Source organism: Mycoavidus sp. SF9855, from assembly GCF_024582735.1.
Classification (GTDB): domain Bacteria; phylum Pseudomonadota; class Gammaproteobacteria; order Burkholderiales; family Burkholderiaceae; genus Mycoavidus.
Window position 1 is genome coordinate 788,172 of sequence record NZ_CP102085.1, and the last position, 20,804, is coordinate 808,975.

Below are 20,804 nucleotides of genomic sequence, written 5' to 3' on the forward strand. Positions count from 1 at the left end.
AATATAATTTTTATTTGTTTAAAAAGTAATATAAAACAATAAGTTAGATAATTTTTTGAATTAGGTTAAATAAGAATAAATATTTTTAGAACAAAGAAAAAATGATTAAGGGAAAGCAAGAAAACTTTATAGTTTAATAGCGTAAAGTAGCTTTGTCATGTAGTTGGGTGCACGACGTGATGGCATTGCGTGCACTCAAATTTTCGGCCGAGCCGACTTTTTGCTTAAAGTGATATTTTTCACTGTGCTGCAATCGATGCGGACTGTCTATGTTGCTCGCTTGGTTTGAACGTGATTGGCTATACGGGTTGGCCGTGGTGTGCGGGCTGGTTGTTTGTGGGTTGCGTTATGGCCCATCTTTAAGGTGTCGCTTGCCTGTGATGGCTACCGCAACGACCCAAGCGCCAAGCACACGTCATTTGGCGATACTGCCATATGAAGAATTGATCGAGCGTACAGGAGCACGCCGTGTACTGGATAGGCTTCGCCAGCAACTGGCTTTTACGCCAGAAAATTTCAGCCGCGACGTTGAGCCGTTGTTACAGCGCTGCGGTGAATTTGTGCAATTATTGCCCGCTACGCAAACCGCCCAGTTGAGCCAAGACTGCAGTTTGTTTATGCATATCATGTCGCTTGCTCGAGATGCGTTGCATTATCGAAATGCCTATGCCCTGCCAGTTGGGAGGGGCGCTGAAGAGCAAGCGCGGTTAGCTGCCCGTTACAGCTATGCGGTGCTGGCGATGGCTGTGCTGCAGGGAGTGGCGCAAGGCTTGGTGGCTTTTGGGGTTGAGATCTGCGATGCCCAAGGGGGCCAACGCCGGCCCTGGATCGTGCTCGGCGGCACGATGTGCGAGCAAGGCGGTGCATGGTACACCTTCGAGCCAGTTCAGCCTCATTCGTCATCGCAGCGCTTGGATCATCGTCAAGCGGGCCAGTTAGCCTTGATTTTGCTGCAACGGTTCATTCCGCGGCCAGTGTTAGCTTGGTTAGGCGAACATCCGCCTGTGCTGAATGAGTTGCTCGACGCGTTGAGTCGTGAATCTCAAAGTAACCCTATGGCCCGCATCGTGGCGCGTGCTAGCCAACCAGTTATGGCCAAGACTGGATTAGTGATGCCTGCCTCTGAGGGCGTATCCAATTCATCTGCAACCGTAACCGAAGCTTCAACCGAAACTCAGCTTGCTTTTCCTGCATACCTTGAGGCGCAGGATAGTGCGCTAAGCTTGTGGACTAGCCGCCCGCAGGCGGACTAGGTCTTAACGTAACGTGCGAACGAAGCCCTGTATGAACAATCTGTTCCGTAAACCGGTCGAATTGGTTTCATCTATCTCAGCACTGATCGCTTGCGGCATCGTGTGGTTTTGGCATAAAACATTTCTAGTGACGCTGACATTAGGTTTAATTTTTACGCTGGGTATGCTGTTGTTAGCATTCATTCGAGCGTATCAGGCAAGCTGTATTATTCGCCTTCAACGCAACCTAAGACGGTTGCCAAGCTATGAAATAGAGGCGCGAGATATTCCGGTTTCCACTCAAGAACAATTTCTTGGGCGAGGTTTTCGTTGGACAGCAGAGCATACACAGCGGCTATATTGGGCTAGATTGCCCCAAAACCGGCATTTATGTGCGGGTGATGAGCGTCAGTATTTTAGCGCTTGGTTGAGCAAGTTCATGCGCATAGGGGGCCTGCGGCCTGCCGTTGCGCGTTTGCCGCCAGCCGGTGGTGAACCGGCGCTACATGGTGTCGAAGTGCATGAGCGCGACATTTATACGGATCTGCGTGAGCGGGTCGGCCATACCTTAGTGCTCGGTACCACCAGGGTGGGTAAAACCCGCTATGTGGAGATTCAGGTCAGCCAGGATATTCGACGTGGCGATGTGGTGATTGTCTTCGATCCCAAAGGTGACGTGGATTTACTGTTGCGTATGTACACCGAAGCTAAGCGAGCACAACGCGAAGATCTATTTTATGTGTTTCATTTGGGTTATCCAGAGGCTTCTGCACGCTATAGCCCGATCAGCACTTTTTCAAGGATTACCGAGGTTGCCACGCGAGTTAGCAACCAGCTGCCAAGCGCCGGCCAAAGTGCGGTGTTCAAGGAATTTGTCTGGCGTTTTGTGAATGTCATGGCGCGTGCGCTGTCCGCATTGGGTATGAAACCGACCTATGAGTTAGTGTATCAGCACGCGGTTAATATCGACGATTTGTGTATTCAGTATTTTGAATTTTGGCTGAATCAGGCGCACCCGGTCTGGCGAGAAAAAATCAAAGAGCCGGGTAAATCGCTACAAGAACAGGCTCGTAAAACGGGTCGCGCATTATCTGCATTGCAAATGCTTGCGCTGATTAAAGAGCAGGGCTGGCATGATCCAATCGCCGATGCGCTCTCATCCATATTAGCCAATGATCGCAGTTACTTTGAAAAATTGGTTTCGTCGTTATATCCGCTACTAGAAAAACTCACCACAGGTAAAATTTCTGAGCTTCTTTCTCCCCAATACGATAACCCGCATGATCCACGCGCCATTTTTGATTGGGCGCAGGTGATTGATCAAGGCGGGATTGTGTATATTGGTTTAGATGCGCTGTCTGACTTTGAAGTCGCCGCAGCAGTGGGCAATGCAATGTTTGCGGATCTTACCTCCACCGCCGGGCGTATGTATAAATACGGCACGGGCTTTGGCCAAACCCGCTCTGGTATGCGTCGTGATGTGAGTCTATATGCCGATGAATTTAATGAACTGTGCGGCGATGAATTTATTCCGCTGCTTAACAAGGCTGGAGGGGCTGGCCTACGTGTCACCGCATTGGCTCAAACGGATGCAGATATTGAAGCAAAAATCGGTTCTAGAGCAAAAGCCCAACAGATGTTTGGCAACTTCAACACGTTAATCATGCTGCGGGTAAAAAATCCTAGCACAGCAGCTATTTTGATTGACCAGTTGCCTACCGTTGAAATCTGGTCGCGCAGTACCGACTCGAGTACGCGCGACATTGATGAGCCGGGAGAATTTGCAGATTTCTCTGCCGCCACACAAGACACATGGACTGCCCGCGAGATCCATATGCTGCAGCCGGCAGATTTAACGCAATTGCCCAAAGGTCAGGCATTTGCTTTAATCGATGGCGGACAATTGGTTAAATTGCGTTTACCTTTGGTGACGGCAGAACATGGCCAGGCGAGCCAGCAGCGGGTTTTAGAAGCGGTGTTTGAGGCGCTGCGTGAGCGCATCTCAGGACCACGTGATGCGCTCTAAATCTCAAGCGGATGACGAGAGCATACGAGAGTTTTTTTGGGTGCTGCGAGCAACCCTGAATCTAGTGCTGTGGATCGTCGTTATTTCAGTGCTCGCGGTGTTTGCTTGCTGGTTTGCAGGGTATTACAGTTGGCGCGCGGACTCGATTGCGGCAATGCAGGCTTTGCTGCACTATTATTTAGTGCAGTGTACAAATTTAGAGTTAGCTCAACACGCTGCCGGCTGGGCTTATTGGAGTTGGTTTGGTTGGAATAGGATTGAACTTGCGATACAGTCGCCTGTGGCAGATTATCGAAATTTACCCTTGAGCAATTTGCGCGAGCCTATTTTGATTGCCATGTATGCTCTGCAGTTATTCGGTGTACGGCTGGCGATGCTCATCCTGGTGGCGCCTAAGTTTGGCCTGATTATCGGCTTGGCGCTGATCGATGGCTTGGTCGCGCGAGTGATTCGCCGAGAAAACGGGGGCCATGAATCAGCCACTCGTTACCATCGGGCGAAGCGTTTGCTAAAATTTGGCTTGTTGCCACTGGCGGCAACTGGGTGGCTGGTGGCGCCCGTCAAACTCCCGTTTGAGATTTTGTTTTTACCTGTCGTGAGCTTTTGCGCGCTGCTGGTATGGACAATGGCTAAGTATTATAAGAAATATTGTTAAGCAAGTTGCAATCAAGCGATATCGTTTTGATTACCCGAGGTGGCGTAAAAGTCGCATATCGAGTGTAAATGGGGTCGCTTGACCAAACTCGATCTTAACAAAATCAGGATGGTGTGGGTTGAGTAGGTAATTCAATTCGGTTGGGATAATCACACTGGGAACGGCAAGTACTGCACTGCAGCCTGTTTTAACCCAGGTGGCGCCAATCATTTGTAGCGTACTACGCACAGCGGGGTCTCGCCAGTTAGGGGGGAGCTGTTGTAAATTGTAGTGTTCAATGAGCTGTTTGGGGACTTTGACTGGCATGATCACATAGCGAGCGCGTAGCGGTATATCTTGAGCCAGCATTTCTAGCGCTGCGAGTGACTGACTCTGCGCGGTGTAAATCACGGCAATGCCTTTGGGATTCCAGCGTCCGCCATATAAACGCGCGCCTTCACCGGAAAAAGCCGTAGCGGCGTGTTGCTCAGTCACAATCCGCCAAACCGTGAGCATCAATTAAGCCCTCCATGCCCCGGGTGATGTGCAGACTGACTCAAGGTGCGTCAATGGCATACCCCTCATGCAGCGTTTGCTCAATTTCTTTGCGGTTCAAACTAGGGGACAGCAGCTCAATCAAAGCATTCATATAGCGGCGTAGATAAGTGCCTTGCTTGAGTACGATATGCGTCAGATGGTTGCCAAATACATGCTCTAAGGGGAGTGCGCGCAAGGTACCGTTCAACGGAGTGTCCAAGGTTATATTGGGCATGATGCCTACGCCTAAACCCAGTTCCACATAGGTTTTAATGGTGTCTGCATCGATCGCTCTGAGCAAAATTTCTGGCGTTAATGACTGTAAGGCAAACGTCTGCACAAGCTTAGTGTGGCCAGCGCCGGCCGTGTCGTAGATGATTAACGGATAGTTGGCCAGTTCTGCGAGCGTTAAGCGCTCATTCGCCGTCAGCGGATGATGGCTAGGCAGGAGCGCGACATAATGCCATGGCAAAGAGGGCAATAAATTGAGTTCTTGGTGGCCGGTCACGGCTTCAGCGATCAGTCCAAGATCGGCTTGTTCACTCTCTACCATCTCTGCCACTTGACTGGGAGTGCCTGGCAAAATGGACAAGAGAACTCTTGGAAATTTTTTTTTGAATTCCGTAACAATCGGGGGCAGCGTGTAGCGGATGTGTGCTTGCACCGCTGCAATCACGAGCTTGCCTTGGTCTTGCTCAGTATATTCTTTGCCGACACGTTTAATATTATCGATTTCTTGCAGGATTTTTTCGACCGAGATTAAAATGGCGCGCCCAGGCTCGGTGAGTGAGCGTACTCGCTTGCCGTGCCGCCTGAAGATATCGACCCCCAACTCATCTTCAAGTTCGATGATCGCTTTTGACACGCCGGGTTGCGATGTCGCCAGCGCCTTAGCCGCTTCGGTTAAATTGTAATTCTGCCGAACTGCTTCGCGCACAAAGCGAAACTGATGAAGGTTCATATCTAGATAATGGCCACAGACGGTTAGAAAAATACCCCTTGCTCGATCCGGCCTAAGGTGTCTAATATACTGTCCGCACCGATATCGGTGTCGACCAGACTCAGCGGAGTCATACCGCCAAAAGCGGGGGCCGGAGATTTAAGCCAATTGGTAGCAGTCGTTAGGTCTTCAAAAACCTGCGTGGCGCGCACGACGATGCGCGCGAGTCTCAGGAGTTTGGCTGATTCTTCGCTGCTCAGGATGCCTTCTCGTTTACGTCGAGCAAGCGTACGCTCTGGAATAGCCAGGGCGGAGGCAAGTTCTGCTTGTGACAGACCGATGGATTTCAGCATTGAATCGACTGCACCGGATGAAATCCCCCGCCGAATCATGTTCACCCATTCTAGCGCTGAACCAGGCAATTGGCTCAGCACCGCGACGCCGCCTAGTAAAGTCCCAGTCGAAATATTCGCTGCCACAGGTTTCATGATGCACTCCTTCTATGCCACTATGGATATAGTGTACGCAATTTTGGCATAAATAGCGAGTGCTCTGAGGCGCGCTTCAAAGTTGAGCTTCTTCAAGCATGGGGGCGTTTAGTGCCGGTCAACCCGACGCAATGCGATTAAGCCAAACGCAATATAAATCAGGCTAGGCGTGGCCGCGGTCAGCGCAGCTGGCCATGTATTCAGGATGCCAATATGCGAGAACAGTGTATTGATAAGCTGAAAACTCATGCCTAGCATGATGCCGCCAAATACTTTAATGCCGACCACGCCAGCACGGGTATGCAAATAGGCAAAGGGTAAGGAGAGCGCAAGCATGACCCAGACGGTGAATGGGTAGAAAAATTTGCGCCATAAGGCAATTTCATAACGCTGCGTATCTTGGTGATTTTCTTGTAGGTGGCGAATATATGAAAATAAATCTAGCATTGACATCCGGTCGGGGGACACCAGCAGCACTGACAGAATCTGTGGGGTCAGCTGCGAGCGCATTAAGTATTCCGGCAGAGCCGCTTGCTGAGCGTGGTACAGCGGCTGTAGCAGGTCTATTTGTTGATTGGGAGTATTGCTTGGCGGCGGCAGTGTCGCAGCTTTAAATAAGTGAGTTGCCGTTACCTCGGTGAGCTGCCAATGATCTGGCGCTATAAACTGCCCACGCTCGGCAACGCGCACATCGGTTAACTGGAATTGATGGTCGAATTCATAAATCCGTACATCGCGAATCGTGGTATCTGGCATGAGCTTGCCAACATTCACAAAGCGCATGACTGGACGACCTTCACCGTCATTGTTGAGCGTATCTTTGACCCAGACCCCAGACTGAAAATTCGATGAGACGGAGGCGCCCAATGCCTCGAGCCGTACACGCTCGGATAATTGGTCTGCATAAGGGCTGATCACTTCACCAAATAAAAATGTGGCGGTGACAAGTGGCACGCCGATTTTCATGAGGGAGCCGAGTGCGCGCCGGGTTGAGAGGCCGCAAATGCGAAAGATCGTGAATTCCGAATTGGCGGCCATGGTGGCAAAGACATAAATCGCGCTAATCAGTGCCGCCACGGGAATAATCTCGTACAAGCGAGATGGGGCGAGTAAGGCTACGCGTATAACGGCATAACCAAATTTATAATTGTGCTGCCCAATCGAGTTTAATTCGCTAATCAGATCAAAAAAGAAGAAGAGCCCAGAAAATGCAAATAGCACAAAGCCGAACGCCAAATATATCTGGCGCGCGAAATAACTTTCATACACCAACAGAGCAGTTGGCATTGACGGAGCAGACATGATTTATTTCTCTTTAGATCTAGCCAGGGACAGATAGCTCAGCAATGGCCGGTGGCGTGTGCGTAACCAAAAAAGCAGCACGACTACGGCGGCGGCGATGAGGTGCAAAATGCATAGACCCATACTGAATGAGATCTTTCCTTGTTCAATCCATGATTGCATTAAATTCAGAAAATTAGAATAGGTCAGGTAAATTAACACCGCCATCACCAGATTAATGGTGCGGCTGCGGCGGGGATTTTGATACGCCAACGGAATGGCGAGTAGCATCAGATTGATGGCAATCAAAGGCAACCCCGCGCGCCATGCGAGTTCTGCTAGATTCACTAAACTGGGTTGGCGGATGAGCTGCGGGGTTGAAGTACTGGTCGAGGTTGGCGTGTTGACAAAGCGCTGTTCGCCAATGCGTACGCCATAGCGTTCAAACGACATAATGCGGTAATCAGGCTGGCCAGGTTGACCATCGTAGCGCCGGCCGTTTTCAAGGACGACAAAGCGCTCGCCGTCGGCTTGGGTCAGAATATGTCCCTGGCTTGAAACGACAATACTGACTTTGCCATTTTCGGTACTGCTGACAAAAACATTGCGTACCTGGGTGGCATCAGGCGAGATGCTTTCAATAAAAAAAACCCGTTGGTTGGACGGAGATTCCCGAAACTGGCCTGGGGCGAGTAATGATACCTCGTCGCGCTGCGCGAAATGCTCGCGCAAGAGCTTGCTTTGTTCGTTTGACCAGGGCCAGCCGACAAAAGCGAAAAACGCAATGGCGGCAATCAGCGGCGCAGAAAAAACCGCAATCGGCTTGACCAAATGCGTCAGGCTAACCCCCGATGACATCCAGACAACCATTTCCGAATCTCGGTACCAACGGGTGAGTACAAACAAGATTGAGACAAACAGCGTCACAATCAGCATGACCGCTAGGTAGCCAATCACGGTAAGACCAATCAGCGACAGTACGTCGCGCGGATCGACTTGGCCTGAAGCGGCAAAGCCGACAATGCGAATCATCATGGTGGCTAACATAATCGTTAGTAGCACCATAAATACAGCAAGAGCCGTATACGCAAGCTCGCGTTGCAGGGAACGTTCGAAAATCATGTCTATTGCAGCTGCTCTGCAGGCAGCGACGAAGGAAAATAGCGGATAATTACGGTTTAATTCAAATCAAACTGAAATTTATCCAAGGGGAGCGCGATGGACTTTAGCATAAAAGCCTGCAACTGGAATAGTGTTGCTCAAACTGAAATGCTGCGCGCGCAGTCTAGCTGTATTGTAATTGGAATCTTTGAGGGCAGTCCTTTGCTCGGCGTGGCGCAACAAATCGATCAAGCCATGAAGGGTTCAATTGGTCGGTTGGTGAAGGCCGGAGAGATCAACGGTAAGTGCGGCAAGGCGTGGATGTTGCACGAGACAGTCGGTGTCAGCGCGGCCCGCGTATTAGTCGTCGGCCTTGGTCAACGTGAGAACTTTAACGCCAAAATTTTTGCGCAAGCAGTGCGGGCAGCTGCGCGCGTACTTTTGGCTAGCCCCGTGTTTGTGCCACAAGTAAAAACCCTACTTTGGACGCTCGTCCAAGAATGTAGCAGTGAAGTTGATGTGGTTAAGGGGGTACGTTTGTCTATTTGCTTAACGCGTGAAATAGTCTACCAATTTACTCAGCTAAAAAGCCAAGCTGAAACAAGTCAGCCTAGGCCCCAGAAAATCATCATCACGGTGAACGCGGCCGACGAAAAAAGCGCAAAGGCTTCGGCTAAACAAGGTGTTGCGCTTGCCAGTGGCATGGATTTTGCGCGTGATTTAGCCAACTTGCCGGGTAATATCTGCACCCCCACTTACTTGGCGCAGACGGCCAAAGAGCTCGCCCACGAGTTTGCATTAAAAGCCGAAGTACTGGGGCAAAAACAGTTGGAAACCCTGAAAATGGGCGCTTTCTTATCGGTTGCCAAAGGTTCAACTGAACCACCGAAATTGATCGTGCTGCATTATCAAGGCGCTGCCGCAAAAACCAAGCCGATCGTGCTGGTGGGCAAAGGTATTACTTTCGATGCGGGTGGGATTTCGCTGAAACCAGGCGAAGGCATGGATGAAATGAAGTACGATATGTGTGGCGCTGCCGCCGCCCTGGGCACGTTGCGTGCCGTTGCCGAAATGGGGTTGAAGTTAAATCTGATCGTGGTGATTCCGAGTTGCGAAAACATGCCGGCAGGCAATGCCTATAAACCTGGCGATATTGTGACCAGCATGTCAGGACAGACCATTGAAGTCTTGAATACGGATGCTGAAGGGCGTCTGATTTTGTGTGACGCGCTGACTTATGTTGAACGCTTTAAACCGGCGCTGGTGATCGACATTGCGACGTTAACCGGTGCTTGTGTGATTGCGCTGGGCCATCATCATAGTGGCTTATATGCAAAAGAAGATGCGCTCGCCAATGAATTGTTGGCGGCCGCTGCCACCTCGGTCGACCCGATCTGGCGTATGCCGCTTGATGACGAATATCAAGAACAGCTGAAATCAAATTTCGCCGATATGGCAAACATTGGCGGGCGTCCTGCCGGTAGTGTGACGGCTGCCTGCTTTTTAGCTCGCTTCACGCAAGCGTACTCTTGGGCGCACTTGGATATTGCTGGCACGGCATGGAAAAGTGGCGCATCTAAAGGCGCAACTGGGCGGCCCGTGCCGCTCTTGACGCAATTTTTGATTGAGCGCGCAACCCGCTAATTGTTCAGCCACTATGATACAAATTGATTTTCATACGCACGTGGGCGACCAGCTTGACTATGCGTGTCGGCTGGCGCGCAAAGTCTATGCAGCAGGGCAGCAATTATTGGTGATTGCTGAGCCGGCGCTTTTGCGTACTTTTGATACTCGCTTGTGGACGTTTGCCGCGCTTGAGTTCATCCCGCATTGTATGGATGATGATGCCCGCTGCCTAGCCACCCCGATTGTGTTGGCAAGCGAGGCGAAAGCGGCATTATATGGCCGGCTGCTGCTCAACCTTGGGACTGTTGTGCCGCCTCATTTTGCGCATTTTACGCGCGTGCTTGAAGTCGTCGGCAGCGGCGCTAACGAACTCGCCGCTGCGCGTAAACGTTATCGCTTTTACCGTGAGCACGGCTATCAGCCTAACAATTACAAGCGAGGAGATTAAGAGGCATAAGCTGAAATTTAGCCCGTGACAGCGCCTCGATTGGCGGGTAGTGCGAGAGTCGCGTATTTTGCCAGTACGCCGCGCGTATAGCGCGGTGCGGGTTGTTGCCACTCAGCCCGTCGGCGCTTCAGTTCAGCCTCATCAAGATTGAGTTGTAGCAGTAACTGATGGGCATCGATGGTAATTGAGTCGCCTTCTTGGACGAGGCCGATCACACCGCCAACAAATGCTTCAGGCGCCACGTGTCCAACCACCAGGCCCCAGGTCCCGCCAGAAAAGCGGCCATCGGTGATTAAGCCGACTGACTCACCTAAGCCTTTGCCGATGAGGGCAGAAGTGGGGCTGAGCATTTCCGGCATACCGGGACCCCCTTGCGGACCAAGATAGCGTAACACCAGGATATCGCCCGCTTGAATACGGTCGGCCAGGATTGCCGCCAGCGCGCTTTGTTCGTCATCAAACACACGAGCCGGGCCCGTGATCACAGGATTTTTGAGGCCGCTGATTTTCGCGACAGCGCCATCCGGCGCTAAATTGCCTTTTAAGATCGCCAAATGACCTTTCTGATACAAGGCTTTTTCAAGTGGGAAGATCACCTTTTGTTCGGCACGAGGCGTATCCGGTACAGCGGCCAATTCTTCAGCGAGTGTAGCGCCGGTAATGGTGATGCAATCGCCATGCAATAAGCCCGCGTTTAATAAAATCTTCATGACTTGCGGAATACCGCCTGCTTGATGCAAATCGGTTGCCACATATTGACCAGATGGTTTGAGGTTACAAATCACAGGAACGCGCTGACGGATACGCTCAAAATCATCTATGCTCCAGTCAATTTCGGCGGCATGGGCAATCGCTAAGTAATGCAGCACAGCGTTGCTTGAGCCACCTGTGGCCATGACCACAGAGACGGCATTTTCGATCGATTTTTTGGTGATAATGTCGCGCGGCTTTAAATCGCGTTTGACAGCTTCAACCAAGACTCGTGCCGAGGCCGCGGCGGACTCTATTTTTTCTCGATCTGGGTTAGCCATGGTTGAGGAGTACAGCAATGACATGCCTAAGGCTTCAAAGGATGAGCTCATGGTATTCGCGGTATACATCCCGCCACATGAGCCGGTGCTGGGACAGGCATTACGCTCAATCCCCTCAAAATCTTCTTGGTTGATGCGGCCAGCCATAAATTCCCCCACCGCTTCAAACGACGAAATGATGGTTAAATCTTGGCCATGCCAATGGCCGGGCTTGATCGTGCCGCCATAGACATAAATCCCGGGAACATTGATCCGCGCCAGTGCGATCATCCCGCCTGGCATATTTTTATCACAGCCGCCAATCACCACGACGCCATCCATCCATTGGCCTTGCACCGCCGTCTCAATACAGTCGGCAATCACTTCGCGCGAAACCAACGAATATTTCATGCCTTCGGTCCCCATCGACATGCCATCGGAAATGGTAGGCGTGCCAAAAATTTGCGCATTGGCGCTGGCCGCTTGAATGGCATTCACGGCCGCATCTGCTAGAGGTTGCAGGCCGGCATTACAAGGCGTGATCGTAGAATGGCCGTTGGCTACGCCAATCATCGGTTTATCAAAATCTTCTTTTTGATAGCCAAGCGCGTAATACATCGACCGGTTTGGCGCGCGCTCGATACCTTGGGTGATATGGCGTGAGCGTGGATTGTGAGGCATGGATTTTCCTTTCAGAAAAAGAATCGGCAAAAACAAGGCCAACGGCGCTAAACAGTAGGCGCGCCGTGATGAACTTGCGATTACTCCGTAATAAATAGGGCCAGCATAAGAATGAAGACTCTTTTTATCAATGTCAAATACTATAATGCGCTTTTTTAATGGTTTAGAGGTCAAGTTATGCTGATCCATCCACAATTCGACCCGATTGCGCTGCAACTGGGGCCACTTGCTGTACGCTGGTATGGCTTGATGTATTTGCTGGCTTTTATGGCCGCGATTGGGCTTGGCCGCTGGCGCTTACGCTTGCCGCAGGTTGCCGCCCAGGGCTGGAGTGCGAAGGCGCTAGATGACCTGATGTTTTACGCTGTGCTAGGCACTATTGTGGGTGGTCGACTTGGCTACGTTTTGTTTTATAAGGCCAGCTTTTATCTAGCCCACCCACTGGATATTTTTAAAGTGTGGGAAGGCGGCATGTCATTTCATGGCGGTTTTATTGGCGTTAGCTTCGCCCTGTTTCTTTTTGCGCGCCAATCTCAGCGCCGCTGGTTGGAGGTGACTGATTTTATGGCGCCGCTGGTACCCGCTGGGCTGGCGGCTGGTCGTTTCGGCAATTTTATTAATGGTGAATTGTGGGGCCGGGTCAGCGCTCCTGATGCGCCTTGGGCCATGTTATTCCCACAGGCAGCGCAAGCGGATCGTCTCTGGTTGTTGAGTCATCCGCAGCAGGCCGTGGCCGGCGGGTTACAGGTCATCTTTGACCACTATCAGGCATTACCGCGTCATCCATCCCAATTGTATGAGGTGGCGCTTGAAGGGCTCGCGCTGTTTGTGATGGTTTGGTTATTTGCACGCAAAACCAGGCCGGTTGGGGCGATCTCGGCGGTATTCTTGATTGGCTATGGCTGCGCGCGTTTTCTGGTTGAGTTTATGCGTGAGCCAGATGACTTTCTAGGTTTATTAACGCTTGGTTGGTCATTGGGGCAGTGGCTATCCGTACCGATGATCGCCGTTGGCATTGGTGTATTGGCTTACGTGTATCGGGGTGGGCAACGCATGCCCCCAGTTGCTAGGCAGTGAAATTGAGAGGATAAAAAAACGGCGCCGAAGATTCGGCGCCGTGCTATAAAATCCCCGCCTTAGCCGCCAGACCGGCATCCTGAACCTGGGTTCAAGATGGTCGCAGTTAGTGACACTTTGAGCGCATCAAACGAGTGATGCGCACGCCCATATCACAAATTTCCGCAACCGTTGCGTATCGCATTGGTTCAAAGAGTATAGGGTCTTCGCAAACCAGGCAGGGAAAACTTTAAATTATGTCATTTAACCTTTAAGCACATTAAAAAGCGGCTCTCTCGTATATGATGCCCACCTCTACTGCGGGGTTCAGATCACGTTGGGTCAGTGTTGAGCAGTGGCGTGCTTAGCTCATGCTGCTCAATCGTGGCCGTAATCCGTTGATTCATACGTTGCATTGTACGTCGAATTTCCTCTGTAGGGAATGCCTCACTTTGACGTACGCTACGTTGCAGTAATAAAAGCTCGGAGGCGAGCGAGATCGCTGCCATGACGGCAATTCGGTCAGTGCCGCGCGCAGCACTATGAGTGCGCACTTTTGTCATTTCTGCATCAACCCGTGTAGCGGCCTCCAATAAGGCCGCTTCGTTCTCTGCTGAACAGGCGAGTCGGTATGGCTGACCTAATATTTGGACTTCGATTTGCTTGTTTGTCATGAGCACTTACTGGTGTTTATCTAGAAAGATGAGATTAAATCTCAGAGGTTAGGGCAGGCGGTAACTTTGTAAGGATAGCATTGAGTTGAAGCTGAGCCTCTTCGATTTTGCTGGTGAGCGCATCGCGTTCACTGCAGGTTTGTTCAAGTGTTAAGCGCGTGGCGGCGAGTGCTGCTTGGGTTTGTTCCAATTGTTGTGTTAAATCTTGCCATTGTTGGCGGTAGCGGTCGATCAACATGATCAGCCGACCAATATTTTGTCGTAAAGAGTCTATTTCGTTAAGCATGAGCTGCATCCTTGGAAGTCGGAATATTTTAACCGCATCAAATCGTATTGAGGCAATTTGCACGAAGAGAAACAGCCTTAGCTATAAAATAGCGTATGCTCATTCTATGCCAGCAGCGATAGCAGTATCGCTGATTTGTGTCATCTTAATGGCGTGGCCGCAGCTGGTGTGCGCCAATACAACTCAATCGAATGTCGAGAAAATGGGCCCCGTTACCGTGGCTGCCGGCCAACCACAGCCGGTCAAACACCCTTGGTTGGCCCAAGTGGTCGTGACGGCCGCGCGTATTACGCCACCGTTGACTCATACGCTGGCGCCGACGACGTCATTCAGTCAGCAGGATCTAGTCGATAGTGGCGCGCTTGATTTGCCCGCATTATTGCCTGCTGTCGCGGGAGCCCAGGTGGTGAGAAATGGTGGGCCTGGTGCGACCAGTAGCCTTTTTTTGCGTGGCGCCGCTGCAACGCAAACCCTAGTCCTGATCGATGGGGTGCGGGTTGATTCAGTTAGTCTGGGTAGCACGCAGCTAGCGCAGTTAATGTTGGCTCAGTTTGAGCGGGTCGAAGTGGTGAGTGGCAATGTCTCAGCGCTTTATGGCTCCAATGCAATTGGCGGCGTGGTACACATTTTCACCAAAGCAGGCGGTCAGCAGCCACCCAAATTAAATTTTTTGGCGGAAATGGGGAGTCATCATACCCAGCATCAGCAAGCAGGTATCAGTGGCGCACTGGATGCGGCAGGCGCTACCACCTTTAGTCTTCATGGCTCGCGCTTGAAAACAGAAGGCTTGGCATCGCCTAACACAAAACGGCTGCAGCCGGCTCATCCGAATGCCTATGATTTTTTTGATGAAAGTATAACGGCGGCGCTTAAGCATCGCTTTAACCCAGCTTGGCTGGCCGGGATACGGTTTTATCAATCACACGGGACGGTGGGTTCTGACCAGGCCTATGGCTACCCCACGGACCTCAATTTAGCCAATAACCGGGTGCGGGCTTTATCGGTCTTTGTTGCTGGCCAGTTGAGCGAATCTTGGCGCACTTCGCTGATGATGGCCAACGGTCACGAGCAAAACCTGAATTGGCTAAATGGCATATTCGATAACCGCTTTAGCACAACCAATCGCCAGCTTACCTGGCAAAATGAACTGACTCTGCGGCCCAGGCAGCGGCTACAGTTTGGCTATGAATACCTGCAGCAAAACCTGGATGCAAGTCTTTATGCAGCTGCTAGCCGGCAGGTGCACGCCACTTTTGCGGGTTATCAGGCTGGCTTTGGCGCGCATCAACTCCAATTGAATGTGCGGCGTGATCACTATACAAATTTTGGGGGCGCAGATAGTTATTATGCCGGTTACGGCTATTACTTTAATCCCCATTGGAAATTCACAACCAGTTATTCCAGTGCCTTTCGCGTCCCCTCTTTTAATGATTTATATTACCCGCACTATGGCAATCTCAGACTTCAGCCTGAATCTAGTCATTCGGTGGAGGCGGGCATTGAACATAGTTCAGATCAATGGGGCATGGCACGCGTGAACGTATTTCAGACACGCTATGATGACTTGATTGAAGCGGCGCCAATCAAATCCGCTACGATACAGTTGCCTAAGCTGGCCAACCTGTACCAAGCTCAAAATATTGGCCGCGCGCGGGTGCAAGGACTTGAAGCATCGTGGTCCGGACGTGTGCGAGGCACGCGCATACGCGCCTCGCTGACCACGCAACGCGCCATTGATGAAGTGCATAAACGGGATCTGCCACGCCGAGCGCGGCATTTTGCGAGCCTTCTCGCGACTCGTCAACTGGGTGATTGGCGAGTGGGTGGCATGTGGCTGACCAGCAGCCGGCGTTATGACAACGGCGCTGTGCTGGGCGGCTATGGGGTGGTGAACTTAAACGCGCGTTATGATTTGTCTCGCTCATGGTACGCGACAACTCGGATTGAGAATGTATTAAATAAACACCATGAACTGGTTTACGCGTATCGAGCAGTGCCCCGTGGGATATATTTTACGTTGGGTTGGCAGCAACGTTAAGCGCGCTATAGCTTTGAATGTCTATAACGTTGCGATATCTTGGTCAGAGAGGTTTGTGATTTTTTTAATAAAATCTGGCGCTGATCCGGCGTTTAACAAATTTTTAGCGATGGCAAGAATTGTCAGGCGTTCACCTTCTTGCCGACCTTTAAGTTCTAATTGCTGAGCAATTGTCATGATTTCCTCTCGATAGCTAGGAGCATTTTCAACGACTAATTCGATAAACTGTGCGTAATTATCATCGCAAACTTTACCTTCTCTCAAAAGGTAGTGTAGCACACTACGAACCAGCTCATGAGTGAGTGGAGCGGCTGTCATTAGCTCTATAACTGGTTTTGCGAACTGCATCAAATCTCTGGCCCGGATATGCTTTTGAATAAGCTCAAGCGCCGCAATACTTTTGTGGGTTTTGAGTTCTTCGTTGGGAATCATAGATAAATCGATGAGTTTGATAGGCTTTAGAAAAATTTTCTGTGCCAGCGCTTTGTTTTCAAAACAGTCAAAAAGATCAACTGGGCCAGGATATGGGCTTTGCAGCCCTCGATAAAAAAGGATCGGTACGATTACCGGTAATAGCGCATTATTTTGATCGAGGTGTTGCTTCATCAGGCCGACTTGATAGCGTAGGAGTTTGAACGGTGTCAGTTTACCCGCGGTGCTTTCGTGTTCAATGAGCGTATAAATATAGCCCGGTGTATTTGCAATCCGCATCGAATAGACAATATCTGAAAAATGCTGTCTAAGCTCAGCATCGACAAACGAGCCTGCTACAATTTCCAGCGTACTTAAGTCACAGTATTTTTTAAGATGAGCGGGCAGGTGGAAATGCAAAAAATCTTTAGCTACTGTGATATTCGTTAAGAAAGTTTTAAATAATGCGTCATGAGGGGTAGATAGAGTGTGCTTCATCGAATGAATTTCCAGAAGAATGGCGAGCAATACGTTATAAGCAAGCTCCGATTGTTTCCGATGAGGCTATCCTTGACAAGGATTTGGGTGCACGATCTTGACGCAGACCGTGCACCCACTTTGTTGCATAAATTGTAAAAATATGCATTAAAAAAATGATCAAAACTATGACATTACGACGTGCAGTAATCATCTGGTTTGTACTCTTATTGCTTGCCGTTACTGTATTTTTGGCTTCGCTGGCAACCGGCAGTGTCACTTTGTCTGTGGCGCAATTGTTGCGCGTTTGCTTCGGCGATGAAGATAGTGTCGCGGCACAAATTGTGCATACTTTGCGTATACCTCGTGCCGTAGCAGGTTTTGCTTGTGGTGCATTATTGTCGGTGGCGGGCGCGTTGTTGCAAATCCTGTTGCGTAATCCCCTGGCTGATCCTTACGTGTTAGGCGTATCGGGTGGCGCGGCTAGTTTTGCTTTGGGCGCGATGATGCTGTCGTTGCCGACTCTTTATATCAATCTTTGTGCGTTTGCTGGAGCGCTTGCCGCGATTATGATTTTACTGTTTGCTACGCGGCGTACGTGGTTGCAGGGAGCATCGCATGTTGCCTCGTCGCGCTTACTGTTAACGGGTGTTGTGCTAGCAACGGGTTGGGGCGCATTGATTATCCTTTTAATGACACTGGCACCGGAGCGCGCCTTGCGTGGCATGGTGTTCTGGCTGGTCGGGGATTTGAGTAGCGCCGGTCATGGCTGGTTTGCACTAATCGTGCTGGCGGGGGTGCTAGTGGTGAGTTTAAGTGTCGCCACCCAATTGAATGTATTGTTGCGTGGCGAAGCTACGGCGTATGCGCTAGGGGTTGCCGTTGTGCCCTTGCGGCGGCGCATTTATTGGCTGGCGTCGCTGGCTACCGCGGCGGCAGTCAGTACGGCGGGGAGCGTTGGATTTATTGGCCTGGTGGTGCCGCATGGAGTGCGGCTCTTATTGGGCAATGATCAGCGCCTGTTGCTGCCGGCTGCGGCCCTAGCGGGTGGGGCATTGACGATGATGGCAGATCTAGTTGCTCGTACCGTGGTGGCTCCAGTTCAATTGCCGTTGGGTGCGATCACGGCACTGCTTGGGGTACCGGTCTTTTTATGGTTGCTAGCTAGCGAGCGGCGATGAATGATCAACGGCAAGAGGGCGCGGCTGTTGGTGCGGCGACTGCGCCCGCTGCACCGGCGAGTTCTCTAGTGAAAGGTGCCTTGACGGTGCGTGATCTTACGCTGGCACGAGGTTCTCGCACGCTTGTTGCCGGCTTAGGGCAAGGCTTTTTGCCGGGTCAAATATGGTGCATTGCCGGACCTAATGGCGCAGGTAAAACGACTTTAATCGAAAGTTTGGCGGGTTTGCATCAAACCTGGCAGGGTACGATTGAGCTCGATGGTTGTGCGCTCTCCTTATGGTCAGCCGCGGCGCTTGCGCGGCGGCGGGCATGGTTGCCGCAAACCCAGCAAGATATATTTAGCGCCAGGGTATTGGAAATCGTGTTACTGGGTCGTTATCCTCACCTTGTGGGTTGGGGTTGGGAGACGGCTGAAGACCACTTGGCCGCGTGGGCGGCACTCGATATATTCGGTTTAGCGCCGCTGGCTACCCGTGATGTGATGTCACTCTCGGGGGGTGAACGGCAGCGGGTTGCATTAGCTGCCGTGCTTTGCCAGGAGGCGCCATTGCTGTTGCTGGATGAGCCGCTGGCGCATTTAGATCTACCTTACCAAATCGATTGCCTACAACGCTTACGGGGTTGGGTGGGGAGTGCGCCACGCATAGTCATATTCTCATGCCATGACTTAAATTTGGCTCGTCGTTTTGCAACCCATGCACTTTTACTCGACGGCAAAGGATCTGCATATAGCGGCCTAGTGCAGGATATTCTCTCACCCAGGCTAGTTAGCCGCGTGTTTAATCATCCATTTAGGCTGTTGCGAGACGCTGAGCAAGAAGCGCTGGTACCCGTTTAATCTTCAGAGAGCAATCACATATTGGGATAATTGGGTCCGCCGCCGCCTTCTGGCGTGACCCATACAATATTTTGCGTAGGGTCTTTAATATCGCAAGTCTTGCAATGCACGCAATTTTGCGCATTGATTTGTAAATGCTGCTCGCCATCGCTGCCTGTCACAAATTCGTATACAGCAGCAGGGCAATAGCGGGCTTCTGGCCCTGCATAGCGCGGTAAATTCAGGTTGCTTGGCACCGCCGGATCTTTCAACGTCAGGTGAGCGGGCTGGTTTTCTGCGTGATTGGTGTTCGAAATAAAAACCGAAGAAAGCCGATCAAAGGTCAGCTTACCGTCTGGCTTGGGATAATCGATGGGCTTGCATTGTGACGCGGGCTTTAGGCAAGTATGATCAGCGTGCCGATGGTGTAGGGTCCAAGGTACTTTGCCGCCGAGTAGTTTGTGTTCAAGACCGGTCATGACGGTCCCTAACGTGAGTCCTTTGCTCATCCATTGCTTGAAATTGCGGGCGCGGTGCAGTTCTTGGTAAAGCCAAGAACGTTTAAAGGCCTGCGGATAGTCCTCTAAGACATCAGATTGCCGACCGCTGGCGATTGCCTCGTAGGTCGCGACCGCTAGCAGCATGGCACTTTTAATCGCAGCATGGCTGCCTTTAATGCGCGCTGCATTCAGAAAACCTGCCTCGCAGCCAGCCAGCGCCCCGCCTGGAAAGACCAACTGTGGTAAAGACATTAGCCCGCCGGCAGCAATCGCACGGGCACCATATGAAATACGTTTGCCACCGGCCAGAAAGGCACGAATCGCTGGATGTGTTTTATAGCGCTGAAACTCTTCAAAGGGCGAAAGATAAGGATTTTCATAGCCTAATCCAACCACTAGGCCGATGGCAATTTGCCGATTTGCCATATGGTAAAGAAAAGAGCCGCCGTAAGTCGTGTGATCAAGCGGCCAGCCAGCTGTATGGATGACGAGTCCAGGTTGATGCTGTGCGGCCGGGACTTGCCATAATTCTTTAATACCCAGCCCATAGACTTGCGGGTCACTATGGGCGTTGAGCCGGTATTTTTCTTGTAATTGGCGGCCAAGATGCCCACGTGCGCCCTCGCAAAAAAGCGTGTACTTGGCATGGAGCTCCATGCCAAGCTGGAATTGCTCATTAGGTTTGCCATCACGGCTAACGCCCAGATTGCCTGTTGCTACACCTTTGACAGCGCCATCGTCGCCATATAAAATTTCGGCAGCAGCGAAACCTGGGAAAATTTCAACGCCGAGCGCTTCAGCCTGGCGGCCGAGCCAGCGTACAACATTGGCCAGGCTAATCAGATAGTTGCCATGATTTTTAAACGTTGCAGGCAACATCCAGCTAGGTACTTGATAAGCCCGTTGGCTGGTCAAAAACAGAAAACGGTCTTCCGTGACGGGCGTTTCGAGTGGCGCGCCCCGTTCTTTCCAATCGGCAAATAATTCGCTCAGCGCGCGCGGATCCATCACTGCGCCCGACACAATATGGGCGCCGATTTCTGAGCCTTTTTCAAGTACGCACACGCTAATTTCAGTGCCTTTTTGCTGCGCGAGTTGTTTCAGATGAATGGCTGCCGTAAGCCCTGCTGGACCGCCGCCAACAATGACTACATCATATTCCATCGATTCGCGCTGGCCGTATTGTTCAGTAAAGGGGGTAGATGACATAGCTTTCCACGGCGAATGGTGATTCGTTTTTGCGAACAATATTGTGCTGGAAGTAGCCTTCTACCGCAAGCAATCAGTAAGCTGTGACACAGTAATATTCTGTTAATCTGGCTTTTTTTGGCGAGGAAAGTTATGTTTATCCTCCTGTTT

The 20,804-nt window shown here is 51.1% G+C and carries 19 protein-coding genes and 1 other RNA gene; 9 read left to right on the forward strand and 11 right to left on the reverse strand.

Annotation, left to right across the window (positions count from 1 at the left end; translation table 11 throughout):
- Nucleotides 1–269: 269 nt before the first annotated feature.
- From NQD60_RS03410 to NQD60_RS03420, 3 genes are read left to right on the forward strand one after another with little or no spacing between them, the layout of a single operon-like run.
- On the forward strand, nucleotides 270–1,253 hold the full coding sequence (locus tag NQD60_RS03410) for a TraI domain-containing protein (protein ID WP_257101071.1): 984 nt from the start codon (nucleotides 270–272) through the stop codon (nucleotides 1,251–1,253).
- A 31-nt stretch (nucleotides 1,254–1,284) separates the two neighbouring features.
- On the forward strand, nucleotides 1,285–3,258 hold the full coding sequence (traD, locus tag NQD60_RS03415; RefSeq protein ID WP_257101072.1) for a type IV conjugative transfer system coupling protein TraD: 1,974 nt from the start codon (nucleotides 1,285–1,287) through the stop codon (nucleotides 3,256–3,258).
- Nucleotides 3,248–3,913 carry a DUF4400 domain-containing protein gene (locus NQD60_RS03420; RefSeq protein ID WP_257101073.1) on the forward strand — a complete coding sequence of 222 codons (666 nt, stop codon included), beginning with the start codon at nucleotides 3,248–3,250 and terminating at the stop codon, nucleotides 3,911–3,913. Before traD ends, NQD60_RS03420 begins: the two co-directional genes overlap by 11 nt.
- A 30-nt stretch (nucleotides 3,914–3,943) precedes the next feature.
- Here NQD60_RS03420 and NQD60_RS03425 read toward each other — a convergent pair whose 3' ends face one another.
- From NQD60_RS03425 to lptF, 5 genes are all read right to left on the reverse strand, one after another.
- Nucleotides 3,944–4,408, reverse strand: a complete 465-nt coding sequence (locus NQD60_RS03425) for an RES family NAD+ phosphorylase (RefSeq protein ID WP_257101074.1) — start codon at nucleotides 4,406–4,408, stop codon at nucleotides 3,944–3,946.
- Between the two features lie 40 nt (nucleotides 4,409–4,448).
- Nucleotides 4,449–5,390: a CysB family HTH-type transcriptional regulator gene (locus NQD60_RS03430; protein ID WP_257101075.1), complete on the reverse strand. Its 942-nt coding sequence runs from the start codon at nucleotides 5,388–5,390 to the stop codon at nucleotides 4,449–4,451.
- 23 nt (nucleotides 5,391–5,413) lie between these two features.
- On the reverse strand, nucleotides 5,414–5,857 hold the full coding sequence (locus NQD60_RS03435) for an antitoxin Xre-like helix-turn-helix domain-containing protein (protein WP_257101076.1): 444 nt from the start codon (nucleotides 5,855–5,857) through the stop codon (nucleotides 5,414–5,416).
- A gap of 108 nt (nucleotides 5,858–5,965) precedes the next feature.
- Complete coding sequence (gene lptG, locus NQD60_RS03440; RefSeq protein WP_257101252.1) at nucleotides 5,966–7,132, reverse strand: LPS export ABC transporter permease LptG; 1,167 nt, start codon at nucleotides 7,130–7,132, stop codon at nucleotides 5,966–5,968.
- A gap of 30 nt (nucleotides 7,133–7,162) precedes the next feature.
- The gene (gene lptF, locus NQD60_RS03445; RefSeq protein WP_257101077.1) at nucleotides 7,163–8,260 is read right to left on the reverse strand and encodes an LPS export ABC transporter permease LptF; all 1,098 of its coding nucleotides are present in this window, start codon (nucleotides 8,258–8,260) and stop codon (nucleotides 7,163–7,165) included.
- 96 nt (nucleotides 8,261–8,356) lie between these two features.
- Here lptF and NQD60_RS03450 point away from each other — a divergent pair, with 96 nt between their 5' ends.
- Together NQD60_RS03450 and NQD60_RS03455 are read left to right on the forward strand one after the other, a co-directional pair.
- Nucleotides 8,357–9,883, forward strand: coding sequence for a leucyl aminopeptidase (locus NQD60_RS03450; RefSeq protein WP_257101078.1), 1,527 nt, complete (start codon nucleotides 8,357–8,359; stop codon nucleotides 9,881–9,883).
- Between the two features lie 13 nt (nucleotides 9,884–9,896).
- Complete coding sequence (locus NQD60_RS03455) at nucleotides 9,897–10,313, forward strand: DNA polymerase III subunit chi (protein ID WP_257101079.1); 417 nt, start codon at nucleotides 9,897–9,899, stop codon at nucleotides 10,311–10,313.
- A gap of 17 nt (nucleotides 10,314–10,330) precedes the next feature.
- On the opposite strand, the gene ilvD is transcribed toward NQD60_RS03455, so the two are convergent.
- Nucleotides 10,331–12,004, reverse strand: coding sequence for a dihydroxy-acid dehydratase (gene ilvD / locus NQD60_RS03460; RefSeq protein ID WP_257101080.1), 1,674 nt, complete (start codon nucleotides 12,002–12,004; stop codon nucleotides 10,331–10,333).
- A 177-nt stretch (nucleotides 12,005–12,181) separates the two neighbouring features.
- On the opposite strand from ilvD, the gene lgt reads away from it, so the two are divergent.
- Complete coding sequence (gene lgt / locus NQD60_RS03465; protein WP_257101081.1) at nucleotides 12,182–13,081, forward strand: prolipoprotein diacylglyceryl transferase; 900 nt, start codon at nucleotides 12,182–12,184, stop codon at nucleotides 13,079–13,081.
- Between the two features lie 47 nt (nucleotides 13,082–13,128).
- Here lgt and ssrS read toward each other — a convergent pair.
- The 3 genes from ssrS to NQD60_RS03480 all read right to left on the reverse strand — a co-directional run bounded on the left by ssrS (nucleotide 13,129) and on the right by NQD60_RS03480 (nucleotide 14,020).
- Nucleotides 13,129–13,308: non-coding RNA, 6S RNA (gene ssrS / locus NQD60_RS03470), on the reverse strand.
- A gap of 84 nt (nucleotides 13,309–13,392) precedes the next feature.
- Nucleotides 13,393–13,734 (reverse strand): cell division protein ZapA, encoded by a 342-nt coding sequence (locus NQD60_RS03475; protein ID WP_223694294.1) that lies wholly within the window; start codon nucleotides 13,732–13,734, stop codon nucleotides 13,393–13,395.
- A 34-nt stretch (nucleotides 13,735–13,768) separates the two neighbouring features.
- Complete coding sequence (locus NQD60_RS03480; RefSeq protein WP_223694297.1) at nucleotides 13,769–14,020, reverse strand: ATPase; 252 nt, start codon at nucleotides 14,018–14,020, stop codon at nucleotides 13,769–13,771.
- A 106-nt stretch (nucleotides 14,021–14,126) separates the two neighbouring features.
- Here NQD60_RS03480 and NQD60_RS03485 point away from each other — a divergent pair, with 106 nt between their 5' ends.
- A complete protein-coding gene (locus NQD60_RS03485) occupies nucleotides 14,127–16,058 on the forward strand; it encodes a TonB-dependent receptor (protein WP_257101082.1) in 1,932 nt (643 codons plus the stop codon).
- 21 nt (nucleotides 16,059–16,079) lie between these two features.
- Here NQD60_RS03485 and NQD60_RS03490 read toward each other — a convergent pair whose 3' ends face one another.
- Nucleotides 16,080–16,967, reverse strand: a complete 888-nt coding sequence (locus NQD60_RS03490; RefSeq protein WP_257101083.1) for an Rpn family recombination-promoting nuclease/putative transposase — start codon at nucleotides 16,965–16,967, stop codon at nucleotides 16,080–16,082.
- Nucleotides 16,968–17,134: 167 nt separating this feature from the next.
- Between NQD60_RS03490 and NQD60_RS03495 the strand changes: the two genes are divergently transcribed.
- A complete protein-coding gene (locus NQD60_RS03495; RefSeq protein ID WP_257101084.1) occupies nucleotides 17,135–18,127 on the forward strand; it encodes an iron ABC transporter permease in 993 nt (330 codons plus the stop codon).
- A complete protein-coding gene (locus NQD60_RS03500; protein ID WP_257101085.1) occupies nucleotides 18,124–18,966 on the forward strand; it encodes an ABC transporter ATP-binding protein in 843 nt (280 codons plus the stop codon). Before NQD60_RS03495 ends, NQD60_RS03500 begins: the two co-directional genes overlap by 4 nt.
- A gap of 14 nt (nucleotides 18,967–18,980) precedes the next feature.
- Here the strand turns inward: NQD60_RS03500 and NQD60_RS03505 are convergent, their stop codons facing one another.
- A complete protein-coding gene (locus NQD60_RS03505; protein ID WP_257101086.1) occupies nucleotides 18,981–20,654 on the reverse strand; it encodes an electron transfer flavoprotein-ubiquinone oxidoreductase in 1,674 nt (557 codons plus the stop codon).
- Nucleotides 20,655–20,804: the final 150 nt, after the last annotated feature.

What these genes read in the sequence shown, in the direction of transcription:
- NQD60_RS03410 (WP_257101071.1), top strand. Translation starts at nt 270, where the DNA reads ATGTTGCTCGCTTGGTTTGAACGTGATTGGCTATACGGGTTGGCCGTG.
- traD (WP_257101072.1), top strand. Translation starts at nt 1,285, where the DNA reads ATGAACAATCTGTTCCGTAAACCGGTCGAATTGGTTTCATCTATCTCA.
- NQD60_RS03420 (WP_257101073.1), top strand. Translation starts at nt 3,248, where the DNA reads ATGCGCTCTAAATCTCAAGCGGATGACGAGAGCATACGAGAGTTTTTT.
- NQD60_RS03425 (WP_257101074.1), bottom strand. Translation starts at nt 4,408, where the DNA reads ATGCTCACGGTTTGGCGGATTGTGACTGAGCAACACGCCGCTACGGCT.
- NQD60_RS03430 (WP_257101075.1), bottom strand. Translation starts at nt 5,390, where the DNA reads ATGAACCTTCATCAGTTTCGCTTTGTGCGCGAAGCAGTTCGGCAGAAT.
- NQD60_RS03435 (WP_257101076.1), bottom strand. Translation starts at nt 5,857, where the DNA reads ATGAAACCTGTGGCAGCGAATATTTCGACTGGGACTTTACTAGGCGGC.
- lptF (WP_257101077.1), bottom strand. Translation starts at nt 8,260, where the DNA reads ATGATTTTCGAACGTTCCCTGCAACGCGAGCTTGCGTATACGGCTCTT.
- NQD60_RS03450 (WP_257101078.1), top strand. Translation starts at nt 8,357, where the DNA reads ATGGACTTTAGCATAAAAGCCTGCAACTGGAATAGTGTTGCTCAAACT.
- NQD60_RS03455 (WP_257101079.1), top strand. Translation starts at nt 9,897, where the DNA reads ATGATACAAATTGATTTTCATACGCACGTGGGCGACCAGCTTGACTAT.
- ilvD (WP_257101080.1), bottom strand. Translation starts at nt 12,004, where the DNA reads ATGCCTCACAATCCACGCTCACGCCATATCACCCAAGGTATCGAGCGC.
- lgt (WP_257101081.1), top strand. Translation starts at nt 12,182, where the DNA reads ATGCTGATCCATCCACAATTCGACCCGATTGCGCTGCAACTGGGGCCA.
- NQD60_RS03475 (WP_223694294.1), bottom strand. Translation starts at nt 13,734, where the DNA reads ATGACAAACAAGCAAATCGAAGTCCAAATATTAGGTCAGCCATACCGA.
- NQD60_RS03480 (WP_223694297.1), bottom strand. Translation starts at nt 14,020, where the DNA reads ATGCTTAACGAAATAGACTCTTTACGACAAAATATTGGTCGGCTGATC.
- NQD60_RS03485 (WP_257101082.1), top strand. Translation starts at nt 14,127, where the DNA reads ATGCCAGCAGCGATAGCAGTATCGCTGATTTGTGTCATCTTAATGGCG.
- NQD60_RS03490 (WP_257101083.1), bottom strand. Translation starts at nt 16,967, where the DNA reads ATGAAGCACACTCTATCTACCCCTCATGACGCATTATTTAAAACTTTC.
- NQD60_RS03495 (WP_257101084.1), top strand. Translation starts at nt 17,135, where the DNA reads ATGACATTACGACGTGCAGTAATCATCTGGTTTGTACTCTTATTGCTT.
- NQD60_RS03500 (WP_257101085.1), top strand. Translation starts at nt 18,124, where the DNA reads ATGAATGATCAACGGCAAGAGGGCGCGGCTGTTGGTGCGGCGACTGCG.
- NQD60_RS03505 (WP_257101086.1), bottom strand. Translation starts at nt 20,654, where the DNA reads ATGTCATCTACCCCCTTTACTGAACAATACGGCCAGCGCGAATCGATG.